This window comes from Candidatus Seribacter sulfatis (assembly GCF_964187635.1).
GTDB classification, from domain to species: Bacteria; Verrucomicrobiota; Verrucomicrobiia; order Opitutales; family Seribacteraceae; genus Seribacter; species Seribacter sulfatis.
The window spans coordinates 1-12,484 of record NZ_CAXLMO010000025.1 but is presented as its reverse complement, the minus strand read 5'-3'; the positions used below and the strand labels follow the sequence as shown (position 1 = coordinate 12,484).

General features: G+C 42.7%; 8 protein-coding genes, 1 tRNA gene and 1 pseudogene. 6 read left to right on the top strand and 4 right to left on the bottom strand.

Annotated elements, in window-relative coordinates; genetic code table 11:
- Nucleotides 1–18 precede the first annotated feature (18 nt).
- From htpG to ACKPQ5_RS03495, 3 genes are all read right to left on the bottom strand, one after another.
- Nucleotides 19–1,875: a molecular chaperone HtpG gene (gene htpG / locus ACKPQ5_RS03505; RefSeq protein WP_407677710.1), complete on the bottom strand. Its 1,857-nt coding sequence runs from the start codon at nt 1,873–1,875 to the stop codon at nt 19–21.
- 89 nt (nt 1,876–1,964) lie between these two features.
- Complete coding sequence (locus tag ACKPQ5_RS03500; RefSeq protein ID WP_407677709.1) at nt 1,965–2,615, bottom strand: J domain-containing protein; 651 nt, start codon at nt 2,613–2,615, stop codon at nt 1,965–1,967.
- A gap of 423 nt (nt 2,616–3,038) precedes the next feature.
- Nucleotides 3,039–3,125: transfer RNA gene (locus tag ACKPQ5_RS03495), tRNA-Tyr, on the bottom strand.
- Between the two features lie 113 nt (nt 3,126–3,238).
- Here ACKPQ5_RS03495 and coaE point away from each other — a divergent pair.
- The 5 genes from coaE to ACKPQ5_RS03470 all read left to right on the top strand — a co-directional run bounded on the left by coaE (nt 3,239) and on the right by ACKPQ5_RS03470 (nt 10,620).
- Entirely contained in the window at nt 3,239–3,832 is a 594-nt protein-coding gene (gene coaE / locus ACKPQ5_RS03490; RefSeq protein WP_407677708.1) for a dephospho-CoA kinase, read from the top strand.
- Nucleotides 3,833–3,855: 23 nt separating this feature from the next.
- Nucleotides 3,856–5,751, top strand: coding sequence for a transcription termination factor Rho (gene rho / locus ACKPQ5_RS03485; RefSeq protein WP_407677707.1), 1,896 nt, complete (start codon nt 3,856–3,858; stop codon nt 5,749–5,751).
- 73 nt (nt 5,752–5,824) lie between these two features.
- Nucleotides 5,825–7,543 carry a GspE/PulE family protein gene (locus ACKPQ5_RS03480; protein WP_407677706.1) on the top strand — a complete coding sequence of 573 codons (1,719 nt, stop codon included), beginning with the start codon at nt 5,825–5,827 and terminating at the stop codon, nt 7,541–7,543.
- A gap of 8 nt (nt 7,544–7,551) precedes the next feature.
- Nucleotides 7,552–9,246, top strand: a complete 1,695-nt coding sequence (locus ACKPQ5_RS03475; protein WP_407677705.1) for a GspE/PulE family protein — start codon at nt 7,552–7,554, stop codon at nt 9,244–9,246.
- A 21-nt stretch (nt 9,247–9,267) separates the two neighbouring features.
- Nucleotides 9,268–10,620 (top strand): type II secretion system F family protein, encoded by a 1,353-nt coding sequence (locus ACKPQ5_RS03470; protein WP_407677704.1) that lies wholly within the window; start codon nt 9,268–9,270, stop codon nt 10,618–10,620.
- Nucleotides 10,621–10,625: 5 nt separating this feature from the next.
- On the opposite strand, the gene ACKPQ5_RS03465 is transcribed toward ACKPQ5_RS03470, so the two are convergent.
- The gene (locus tag ACKPQ5_RS03465) at nt 10,626–11,897 is read right to left on the bottom strand and encodes a hypothetical protein (RefSeq protein WP_407677703.1); all 1,272 of its coding nucleotides are present in this window, start codon (nt 11,895–11,897) and stop codon (nt 10,626–10,628) included.
- A 228-nt stretch (nt 11,898–12,125) separates the two neighbouring features.
- On the opposite strand from ACKPQ5_RS03465, the pseudogene ACKPQ5_RS03460 reads away from it, so the two are divergent.
- Nucleotides 12,126–12,484, top strand: a pseudogene (locus ACKPQ5_RS03460) (hypothetical protein); the annotation flags it as partial.

The window sequence follows — 12,484 nt, the reverse complement described above, 5'->3', positions numbered from 1 at the left end:
AATTATGTGAAATATCGCCTATTGATTGGCCAGCTTTTCGATTGCCTTATAGCTACGTGCGATCATTTCCCTCGGGTCGTCGAGTAAATTAGCTGTGGCCAATGCATTATCGAGTAGTTGATTTGCAATCAGCTCAGCAGTTTCTTTGTCTGACTCTAACAACTTTGATAACCCTTTAATAATGGGGTGTCTTTGATTTACCTGAAGTTTAACCGGCGAAGTTGGCATTCCATCATCAGCCCCCTGCATCATTTTCATAACTCGACGAGCAGATGCTCCTCCTAGACCATCTCCGCCCACTATACAAACCGGACTGTCGATCAGGCGATCGCCGGTTTCAACTTCTGATACCTTATCCTTAAGGCTTTCCTTAAGCCATTTACACAATGATTTGGTATCCTTCTTGTTGAGTGCTTTTCCTTCCGGTTCCTGGTCGAGTTTTTCCAGTTTTAATTCATCCGAGTCGGCAGAGATAATCTTTTTCTCTTTATACTCACGAACGGATTGCATTACATATTCATCTACAGGTTCAGTAAGAAGAAGAACTTCAAGACTACGTGCTTTTAGAGCTTCTAAGTAAGGACCTGCCTCGATGGACTGCCTACTTTTTCCGAAAAGAAATAAAATTTCTTTTTGATCCTTTGCCATTCGGTCGATGTACTCATCGAGTCCGGTAAGCTTACCCGGTTCCATTGCAGTTGATTCAAATCGAAGGAGTTTGGCCAAATCATCTTTGTAGGTGAAATCAGTAGCTGCACCTTCTTTGATCAGAATGCCAAATTCTTTCCAAAATTCCAAATAAGTTTCGGGTTCCTTTTTTGATTGTTCATTAAGGAATCGAAGAAATCTTTTTGTCAGGACCTGATTAAGTTTTCTGAGTAATTCACTATCCTGCATTACCTCGCGGGATACATTAAGAGGTAAGTCTGAACTATCGACCACTCCTTTTAAAAATCGTAACCACTCCGGAAATAAAGCCTTGGGCTCTGCATCAATTAGTACTTTCCTGCAATGCAATGCTACCTTGTTTTCATTTCTGAACATCCCCATTTTTTCCATGTTTCTTTTCGGTACAAAAAGAAGGGAATTAATCTCGAGTGGAGCGTCTGCACTAAAATGCATGCGCATGAGGGGAGCTTCATAGTCGTTGGACTGAAATTTATAAAATTCCTCGTACTCTTCGTCTTTGATTTCATTTTTGGAACGAAGCCAAATCGCATCAACCGTATTTACTTTCTCTCCATTTAAGGAAACTGGAAACTGAACAAAAGCAGAATATTTCTTAATGATATCCTTGACTCGGTCTTCTTTTGCAAATTCAGAAAAACCTTCTTTTAAATTAATTACTACTTTTGTTCCTCTTTGTTGATCGCTTGATTCTTCAATCGAGTAGGAACCACTTCCATCACTTTCCCAACACTGTCCACTTCCATCTTTCTTCCATGTTCTGGTGAATGCCTGTACTTTATCGGAAACCATGAATACACTGTAAAATCCGACTCCAAATTTCCCGATCAACGAGTCACTTTTTTCTCCATCGGCTTGCAGTGCTTCAATAAAAGCTTTTGATCCGGAGTGTGCGATTGTCCCCAGGTTCTCGATTAATTCCTCTTTATTCATGCCCAGGCCAAAATCCTGAATGGTCAAAGTATTGGCGGTGTCATCGGTCGTAACCTTAATTTCATGCTCTAAGTCGTCCTCAAAGATTTCTTTCTCAGTTAATTGGAGGCGGCGCAGTTTTTCCAAGGCATCTGAGGCATTGGAGATTAATTCCCGAATAAATATTTCTTTGTCCTTGTAGAGGGAATTAACCACAATATCTAGAACCTGTTTGGTTTCCGCTTGAAATTCGTGTTGAGTAGGTTTGTCAGTCATAATTTTTAAAAGCGTCCTATCGTATGAATTTTGTGCGCATCTTCAAGCGATAAGTAAGATCGGGGGGAAATAGAACTGATTATGCTCGTTTAGCTTAAATCAAACTTTTTCCTTAAATGTTCGTATGCCTCATTGATTTCCTTGGCTTTTTTCTCGGCAACTTCTTTGATCTCCGGCCCCATTGCCACCACTCGATCGGGGTGATATTGGGCAATGATTTTACGGTAGGTTGATTTTACAACCTTCAAATCTATTGGTTCTTTAAGCCCCAAAACTCGCGCATATTCATAATCCTCGGGCAAGAAAATAATCTCATGGGGTTCCGTATGGGAGTCGGTTGAAGAATCTGGGACATCCTCTTCGGTTTCAATCAGAACTTTATCTTCTTCATTATACCTTCTTTTTCTGCGGTCTGTTTTGGCGATATTATCGTCCTGTCCTGGTTCGGTTTCCTCCTGCTCTTTACTTGATTCATCACCTGCATGAAGGGGTTGCCGGAAAAAAGAATCTAGTTTCCACAACATAAACCAAGTGGCAAAAAAGAAGCCTGCCCAAGTTAATTTTTGTAAAATTAGAGTCAATGAATTTGGATCCGACCCGATCATCGATCGCCAAGCGGACCATGTTTGGTAATGAGCATACAGGAATTGACTGGTGTATTCGGAAAAAACGATAGAAAGAGATAATGCCAATATACCCACATGAAAAAAATTACTTCCCCATTCTGAAACTTTATTCATCCCGGGAAGCGTCCTATCCAAACATTATAAAGGTAAAGTAAAACCCCTCCAATTATTATCAAAACCCACTTTAGACCCTTTCTCATCAAATCACCATTGCCGAGCAAATTATATCCTGTCAAATATTGAATATTGTGATCGTCATCTCTCAGTAATGCAGGTCGGTAGAAGATAGGATTTCCCTTTTTTTCTTAGAGCTTTCAAAGGGGGGCAATGAGTGGAGGGTGTGCAGTGAAGTATTATTTGTTGATTCCTTAATGTGATAATTGTCAAAATGAAGGAGGAAGAGCCTTGGGATCATTCGATTTGTTGAACAATAAATTAAACCGATTAATAAAGCGTTGGCTGTTTATCCAACCAACTCCATTGGCATGTGAAATTTAATTAAGCAGTACTTTGTCTCTCAATCTTTTTTTAACAAAATGGTGGTAGGGGTCGGATTCGAACCGACGAACGCGCGAAGCGGGCGGATTTACAGTCCGCATCCTTTAGCCACTTGGATACCCTACCTTTTAGGAAAGGGGTCATAATAAAGAGTCAAAAATTAGAAGCAAGCCGATTATCTCAAAATTAATTTAATTTCGAGGCTTGCCTGTCATTCCCAATTACAGAATATAAATCACATGTTTCCATTCCCCAATAAAGTGGTGGTAGGAATCACTGGGGGAATTGCTTGTGGCAAGTCGACAGTTTGTAAGAAATTTGCAGATCTTGGCTGGCAAGTGGTTTCAACAGATTCCCTGGTTCACCAATTATTAGAAGATGATCAAGAAGTTATTGGTCAAATTGTAAACCGTTGGGGTGCACCAATGAAGGATGTACATGGAAACATTGACAAAGTACAACTTGCTCATGTAATATTTAATTCTTCCACGGAGCGCACTTGGTTGGAAGGGTTGTTACACCCTCTTGTGCGGGAAAGATGGATGTCTCTCGTTCAGCTTTCTTCTTATCGCAAATTTGTCGTGGAAGTCCCGCTTCTTTTTGAAAATGATCTTGATGCCCTTTTTACAAAAACGATTTCGGTCCATACTTCTTCGTGCAAGCAGATTACTCGGCTGCAAGAGAGGGGTTTGGACCACGATGAAATTATCGCCCGAATCAATGCCCAAATGCCGGTTGAAGAAAAATCGGATCGTGCCCATTTTGTTATCTTAGGAGGCGGTGATCTCAATTTTTTAGAATTACAAATCAAAAACTTTTTAACTCATTTATAAATTCCATTCTTAAATAATTTGCTATGCCCACGAAAAAAACTACCAAGACCAGTCCCAAAAAAGTAAAAGAAATCGAAAAGGAGATTCTTCCCGTAGAAAATGCAACGCCGGAAGAGGTGAAGAAGGATACTCCGGTCGAGAAGCCGAAACCAAAGAGGGCAACTCCTAAAAAGACCAAGCCGGTGGTTACAGAACCGGTTAATGATGCACAGCTTTTCTTTAGTACTGACGGGAGTGAACCAGAGAAACCTGCATCGAATCCTTATGAGAAAGAAGAGAATGCTCCTCAGCCTCCAGTCGTAAAACCAAAAGAAAATAATACTCCCGAAACTAAGCCAGTTTCTGCACCCAGTAAGCCACACCCTCAGCAACCCAGGCACAATCACCCCAATCAACAGGGGCAAGGACATCAACAGGGACATCAACAGGGACAGGGAAATAAGAATTTCAAAAAACAAAATTGGCAGGATAAAAAAAGGCAAAAGAACAATAAGCCCCGCCCCAAATTTAAAAAGCCTCGCAAGTTACCGTTTGAGGATACTGAATCTAAATCTCTCGAACTAGGAAACTTACTTGAGTTTGAAGGATTAAAGACAGAGGAGGGAATTTCTACTTTAGCAGAACTTTTTGCCGGGTCGGATGAAGCGGCGATCAATTTTAATGAACTCTATGTTTTGCCCCTTCAAGAACTGAAGGAAAAAATTTCCTCTTTAGCGGTGGAAATTGAATTACCACCCGCTCCAATCCGCGAAGAAATTTTTGATCTTTTGTTTAATGCCTGTTTAGAAAAAAAGCAACCCGTCGAAATCTCTGCTATTCTTGAGGTCACTGAGGACGGGCATGGTTTTCTACTTCAGGAAAAAGATAACTATCGACTCAGAGCACAAAGCCCCCTCGTTCCTGCGGTATTGATTAAACGATTTGGACTGAAAACAGGACATCTTGTTCAAGGGTTTATTCATCCTAAGATGGAACTTTCCACCTGCCCGATTGTAATTCAGATCGACAAGGTGATGAACGGTGACCCCGAGGAGGCATCCCGGATAATGCCCTTTACGGAATTAATTCCCTATTATCCATTGGATCGTATTTATCTTGAGACAAATGCGGATGTGGAGTGGGATAATGTATCCATGCGTGTGGTCGATCTTGTTTCTCCGATTGGTTTTGGCCAACGAGGTTTAATTGTCGCTCCACCCAGAACCGGGAAAACTGTACTGCAACAGGCAATTGCGCGTGCACTTCGTGTCAATAATCCCAATGCTCATTTAATTGTCCTACTGGTGGACGAGCGCCCGGAAGAGGTGACCGATTTTCGTCGTCAGGTTCCCGATTCTGAAGTGATTGCCTCCACGTTTGATGAAAGTGCGGAAAGTCATGTTCATGCAGCAGAAATTGTAATTGAAAAAGCTCGTCGTATGGTCGAGTGCAATCAAGATGTCGTTATTTTACTCGACTCGATTACCAGGCTTGCCCGAGCCTACAATGCCACAATGCCCAACAGTGGGAAAATACTGAGTGGCGGAGTGGAGGCAACCGCTTTGCAACGGCCCAAACGATTCTTTGGTTCCGCCCGAAATATTGAAGGAGGGGGGAGTTTAACCATTCTTGGAACCGCGTTGGTTGAAACTGGAAGTAAAATGGATGAAGTGATTTTTGAAGAGTTTAAGGGCACTGGCAATATGGAACTTCACTTAGATCGTGAACTTTCCAATAAAAGGATTTTCCCTGCCTTGGATTTTGAGAAAAGTGGAACTCGTAAAGAAGAACTTTTATATCACCCTGATGAGTTAAATAAAATTTATTCTCTTAGGCGTTCCCTTAAAGGTGTTCCTCCGGTTGAGGCGATGGAGATGTTCATTCAACGAGTCCGTAAAACCAAAAATAATCCTGAATTTTTAGTGGGCTTGGGCAGATGAGCTTGTAAATAATAAGAAAATTTTACTATATTTTTACTTTCTTTTATTTTACTTTTCTTTTCAGCAATATCACATGAACCCAACGGACGAATTTATCCTAGACGCATTTAAGCAACAGGGGATGCTTTCCGATGAGGTTTTGGCAGAAATTACCGCAGAGGTGGAGGCAGAGGGTGACAGCTTAATTGGCGGGAAAGAACTCGCAATTATGAACGGCGTCCTGGCAAAAACGGGTATGCCCGAGTCAGAAGTGGTCAGTTTTTTAGCCACCGAGCTGAACATGGATGCAGTGGATGTTTCCCAAGTCAATCCAACAGAAGATATTATTGCTCTGCTTACTCCAGAGTGGGCAAGGCAGTACGAAGCATTTCCGATTGGGGCAACAGGTGCTGAGATTGAAATTGTTTTTGGAAACCCTCTCGATCAGGATGGCTTTGATAACCTGACCCATCTTTTAGGAAAATCAATTAATCCCAAAGTTGCATATCGGGGCTCGGTATTAGCTGCGATTGATGAGGCTTATGGTGCGGCCGAAGATCGTAAGATGAAGGATTTCTTTGGCGGGGTGGGGGATGATGATATTGAAATTGGCGATGGAGTGAACTCGGAAGATGTAAGCGAGGAAGATGCTCCCATTATTAAATATGTTCATTCGATCATTAAAGATGCTCTGGAAATGAGGGCATCCGATATTCATATGGAGCCCTTAGAAAAGAAGTTTCGTATCCGCTTTCGAGTGGATGGGAAATTACGTGAGCAACAAGATCCACCGAAGAGGTTACAACCCTCCATCATATCTAGAACTAAACTGATGGCCAATGTGAGTTTAGCTGAAAAACGGGTGCCGCTCGATGGAAGAATCAATGTGAAGGTAGGCGAAAAAGTGATTGATCTTCGAGTCTCCACTTTACCCACGGTGCATGGTGAAAGCATTGTGATGCGTATTTTGGATAAGGAAAGTTTAAGCTTGGGTCTTCCCCAACTTGGATTCTTCTCTGATGATCAAACTACTTTTGAAAAGGTCATTACATTACCGGACGGAATTTTTCTAGTGACGGGACCAACGGGTTCTGGAAAATCAACCACTCTCTATTCTGCATTAAATGTAATTAACAAACCGGATCGTAAAATTATTACAGTGGAAGACCCGGTCGAGTATGAGGTGGCCGGTATTAACCAGGTACAAGTTCGAACGGAGGTAGGGATGACTTTTTCGGCAGCATTACGCTCTATGCTCCGACAGGCACCCAATATTGTCATGGTCGGAGAGATTCGTGACCTGGAAACTGCAGAGATTGCGATTAATGCTTCTCTTACAGGACATATGGTATTCAGTACGCTTCACACCAATGATGCACCGAGTTCCGTTTCTCGTTTAATTGATATGGGAGTAAAGCCATTTCTCGTGTCCGCATCCTTGCGGGCGGCTCTTGCCCAACGATTAGTTCGTTCGATTTGTCAAAACTGTAAAGAACCTTACACCCCGAAAGGTAGTGAACTCAATATTTTGGGAGTATCAGAAGACCAGGCCTCCAGTGCGACTTTTATGCATGGAGCAGGCTGTGCCAAATGTGGAGACAGTGGATTCCGTGGCCGAAAAGGTGTGTTTGAAATTTTTGTGGTCAATCAGGAAATTGAAGAAATGATTTACCATAATGTAAGCATCGTTGAATTACGTAAGAAGGCTCGTGAAATGGGGATGCGGTCAATGCGTGAGGATGGATTTAGAAAAGTGTTAGCGGGAGTCACCACATTGGACGAGGTCCTCATGGTAACCACAGCAGAGGAATAATAAAAATCATGCTTTTTGTAGATTACAATTCCAGTATTCGAGATATCTTTAAGCAAGTGGACGGGGTTTCCCAACACGGATTAGAGGAGTTGTTTGACGAGGAAGTAATCGCCGGGAGGCGATCTTATGCGGATTCAATTATTGCTGCGGGGCTGGCTTCTAAGGAAGACATCCTAAGCTTGGTTTCGGAGTTTTTGGGATATGAATTACAGGTCGGAGAGGTAACTGAAATTGAAAGCGAGGCGATTTCTACAATCGGAGCTGATCTGGCTCGTCAATACGCAATTGTCCCACTTTACCTTTCGGAGGGAGGCGTTCACCTTCTTGCTGCCGATCCATTTAATTCTGCGATTATTGATGACCTTACTTTTGCATTGAATCTCGAGATTCAATTAGTGGTTTGCGACCCAGATTATGTGGCTCAACTTTTGGATGTACACTACCCTCAGGAAGAAAGTTCACTCGATGATTTATTGGGAGATGTTGGCTTGGAAAACTTTGAGGGTTTAGATGAATCGAAGGAAAATGAACTAAGTGATGCTGCAAATGAGACTCCCATTATTCGTTTTGTAAACCTGGTCATGCAGCAGGCAATTCGGGCACAGGCTTCAGATATTCATTTCGAACCATTCGAGAATGAATTTCGAATTCGTTACCGAGTGGACGGAGCGCTTTATGAAATGTCTCCCCCTCCTAAAAGCTTGGCCCTGCCAGTTATTTCACGGATCAAGGTAATCGCTGATTTAAATATTGCCGAGCATCGTATTCCACAGGATGGGCGTATTAAAATGACCATTGAAGGCAGAGCAGTTGACCTTCGGGTTTCTACTTTACCGACTCAATTTGGAGAGAGTGTGGTTTTGCGTGTGCTCGATAAGTCAGCGGTCAACTTAGACCTCGATAACTTGGGACTCCCAGAAAATGTGAAGACCAATATTCGAGACGCAGTCCGTCGACCTAATGGAATCTTTATTGTGACTGGTCCAACTGGTTCAGGAAAAACTACTACTCTTTACAGTGCACTACGGGAAGTAAACACCATTGAAACTAAATTAATAACTGCAGAAGATCCAGTAGAGTATGAAATCGAAGGAATTATGCAGGTGCCCATCAACCACCAGGTTGGACTGGATTTCTCTCGTGCGTTACGGGCTTTTTTACGACAGGATCCCGATAAGATCATGGTGGGCGAAATACGCGATATTGAAACGGCGAGAATTGCGGTGCAGGCATCTCTTACTGGGCATGTGGTTTTGAGTACATTGCATACCAATGATGCTCCAGGTGCTGTGACTCGGTTAATTGATATGGGTTTGGAGCCTTTTCTTCTTTCTGCATCACTGGAGTTTGTTCTCGCTCAACGATTGGTTCGAAAAATCTGCTCGAGCTGTAAGCAAGCATATGAACCTAAAAAAGAAGTCTTCCAAAATCTCGGATTGAATCCAGATGAGGTAGGAGAACGCCAATTTTATTTTGGTGCAGGTTGTGCAGAATGTAATCAGTCGGGTTACCGGGGACGTACCGGTTTGTTTGAAATGATTAAAGCAACCGATGCCTTTCGGGAAATGATTAATTCTGGGGCTGCGACTCTTGTGCTCCGACAAAAGGCGATTGAACAGGGTATGCGTACCTTAAGGGAGGATGGGATTCGTTCCATCTTCGATGGAGAGAGTACGGTTGAAGAAGTCTTGAAATATACTTAAAACGATTAACATTTAACTATTATGCCTGTCTATCAATTTACCGCAACCGATCAGAATGGCGACCCTCAACAGGGAACCTTTGAGGCCCCTAATGAAGAACAAGCCTACGCCCAATTAGCCCAATACGGACTTACCGTCTCTAAGGTTTTACCGATGCAAGAGACCCCGCTTACTGGCAGCCCTGCCCCTGCTTCGCCTGTGGAACCCGAAGCGAAGGAATCCGTTAAAAAATCGAAAAAGAAGGTGAAAGCGGAAAAAGCCCTCAAGCCAGCCAAATCGAAAAAGAAGAAGAAAAACGGGGGGATTTTGGCGATTGAATTGGGTGGAGGACCCAATTCCGAGGATATTTCTATTTTTACCCGCCAAATGTCTACCTTGGTTCATGCTGGATTGCCCTTGTTGCGCAGCTTGGAGGTTATGATTAAGCAGCAGGATAAGAAGCCAAAATTTAAAGCCATGCTCGAAGATATCTCAGAAAAGGTTTCCTCGGGCGGCAACTTATCGGACGGATTAGCAGGGTACCCCAAAGTTTTTGATAATTTATATGTCAATATGGTGAAAGCAGGAGAAGCAGGTGGGGTGCTGGAATTGGTGCTCGATCGATTAGCACAATTTCAGGAAAAAAATATTCGAACTATTAAAAAAGTTAAATCTGCCATGATTTATCCCAGTGTGATCATGTTTGTGGCCGTGGGAATTGTTACCCTGTTAATGATGGTTGTGGTTCCCCAATTTCAGACAATATTTGAGCAAATGCTTCGTGGAGCACCGCTTCCTGGGCCCACTCAAATCGTGATTGGAATAAGTGAACTTTTTTCCACTCACCCAATCCTCGTTCTTGGCGGAATGGGGGGAACTGTGGGTGGTTTGTTTCTTTTTAAGAAAACGAAACCGGGAGCAAAAGTTTTTGATTGGCTTGGACTTAATGTACCGGCGGTTAAAGATGTGGTGGGTAAATCAAACATATCTCGTATCACTCGAACCTTTGGTACACTGCTCAGTAGTGGAGTTCCAATCCTGCAAGCTATACAGATTACACGGGATACTCTGTCAAACGGCTTATTTATTAACGCAATGAGTAAGGTGCATGACTCGGTACGGGATGGTGAGGCAATGGCGGTTCAAATGGAAAGAGAGACCGTATTTCCAAGCATGGTTACCAGCATGGTTGAAATTGGGGAGGAGACTGGAGAGCTTCCTGCGATGCTTAACCGTATTGCGGATAATTACGATGAAGATGTCGATAATGCCGTGGCGGGAATGACTTCCTTAATTGAGCCCGTTATGATCGTGTTTTTGGCAGTAGCAGTCGGATTTATCGTAATCGCTTTATTTTTACCAATCGTAGCGATCATCGAAACAATCGGTAAATAACCGAACTATTTGATTCTTGGTAAGTTGTTTTGTTGCCAAGTCTTTGCTTTTTCCGGATCCATTCGATTCCACGCTGCGATCGCTTTATTGACCGCTTGTTCTTTAGTCTTTGGATCCACAATCGATAATGCCCATCCTGCTGCCCCCTCAGGGTCACGGGTTGAGATTCGGTTTACGAATTCATTGACCACGGGGTCCATTTCTAATTGTGGGGGGAAAGAGTTTAACCATTCAGCTGTGGCAATGGGGTCAGATAATGCCCATCTGGAAGTTAGTTGTTTCATTCCGTAATACCGTTTATCGTCCTCGGCTATTTGATCGACCCATTGGGAAGCAGCAGTGGCATCTTTCGTTACCCATTGGGTCAGTAAATTATCCATAACTCGGAGGGAGGCTTTATCATTTTTCATTGATTTTACCCACTGTGCGGTGGCAGTTATATCCTGCCTTGCTAATCGAGCCCCCATCTGTCCTAAAATCGTTTCGCGCATTCTTTCGTCTTCTTCAGGGAATTGGTTGGCCCAATCAATTGCACGGTCGAATCCCATTTCAGCATACTTCTGAGCAAGAAAAGTGGATGCCTGCCATCGTGCACTTCCTTGGGGTAAATTTCGGAAGATTTGATTCGCAGAATCAAGATTTTGTTCGGCTAAGCCTTTGATAACCCCTAGAAGTAGGGGATTATCCTCCGGTTTTTCACTTGAATTATTCGCTTTTGCCCACTCGATCGCACCCTTTGGGTCTCGATTTGCCCATCCGGCAAGTACTTCCGAAATTCCAAACCGTCTCTCACTTTTCGGATCCAAGGATTCATTTGCGTATCGTAGGGCTGCTTCTGGGTCGATCGCAGACCAACTCCTCATTAGTAACTTCATTTCCAGGTGGCGACCATACCCTTTCGGTAGGGCTTCAAATGCACTAATTACTTCAGTTACATTTCCTTTATCCATCGCCCGAACTGCATCGAGGTAGGCACCCATACTTTCTATCATGTCTCCCCCTTCCATTATCCTAATGAGGTTGGGTGGTAATGAAGGGTTGTTAATGCTTTTTTGAGAAAATCTAGTTGAATTAGTGGAAGACGCAGTTAGCGATTGCAATTTATTTTCACGAGATGGGGGTTGGAAAGAGGATGTTTGAGGATTTTTTCTTTTTTCTTCCACTTCGCCAACAGAATACTTCGGGGGAGTCGAAGAAGACCCGAGTTCCAAGCCCAAGTAGAAAATGGCGGCAAGCGAACAGATCCAGGGTAGTCCAATTTTCAAAAATAGTTTCAAAGCGGTTTATAAATTTAGTCCTTTTATTCTGTTTACACGCAAAAATAAATGCAAGGGCAGATTTAAATGAAAAATATTCATCAAAATAATTATTATAATAAATGATTAATTATGCTCATGCTAATGAGTTAAAAATTTCAATATAATATGACATTTATTGTTTGATAAATATATATTGAAGAAATAATTTTTATATGTTCCTCGGATCATTACCTTCCCCTTGTTGCTATGGCTAGAACGAATGGTTGGAGTGGGCCAAAAACGGCAAGTTATGTTGCGTTTTGTGGAGTCAGTCATGTCTTAGGAACAGTATTAGTTGGCTTGCTGGTCTTCCTTCTAGGCTTTGCTTTCTTTAACATTGAAACCGTGCAATCTATTCGGGGGGATTTTGCGGGTTGGTTTCTGTTGTTGCTTGGCGCCGTTTATTTTATCTGGGGAATCAAATGGGCAATCCGAGCAAAACGAATGGCTCAGGATAGCTCATCTGGTGTAGTCCCAAGAAATTCAAGTTTTTCTCGATGTACTCCCTTTGCCCTATTTTTGTTTTTTATTCTTGGTCCATGTGAGCCTCTAATCCCGCTTATGAC

What these genes read in the sequence shown, in the direction of transcription:
- ACKPQ5_RS03480 (WP_407677706.1), top strand. Translation starts at nt 5,825, where the DNA reads ATGAACCCAACGGACGAATTTATCCTAGACGCATTTAAGCAACAGGGG.
- ACKPQ5_RS03475 (WP_407677705.1), top strand. Translation starts at nt 7,552, where the DNA reads ATGCTTTTTGTAGATTACAATTCCAGTATTCGAGATATCTTTAAGCAA.
- rho (WP_407677707.1), top strand. Translation starts at nt 3,856, where the DNA reads ATGCCCACGAAAAAAACTACCAAGACCAGTCCCAAAAAAGTAAAAGAA.
- ACKPQ5_RS03500 (WP_407677709.1), bottom strand. Translation starts at nt 2,615, where the DNA reads ATGAATAAAGTTTCAGAATGGGGAAGTAATTTTTTTCATGTGGGTATA.
- ACKPQ5_RS03470 (WP_407677704.1), top strand. Translation starts at nt 9,268, where the DNA reads ATGCCTGTCTATCAATTTACCGCAACCGATCAGAATGGCGACCCTCAA.
- coaE (WP_407677708.1), top strand. Translation starts at nt 3,239, where the DNA reads ATGTTTCCATTCCCCAATAAAGTGGTGGTAGGAATCACTGGGGGAATT.
- htpG (WP_407677710.1), bottom strand. Translation starts at nt 1,875, where the DNA reads ATGACTGACAAACCTACTCAACACGAATTTCAAGCGGAAACCAAACAG.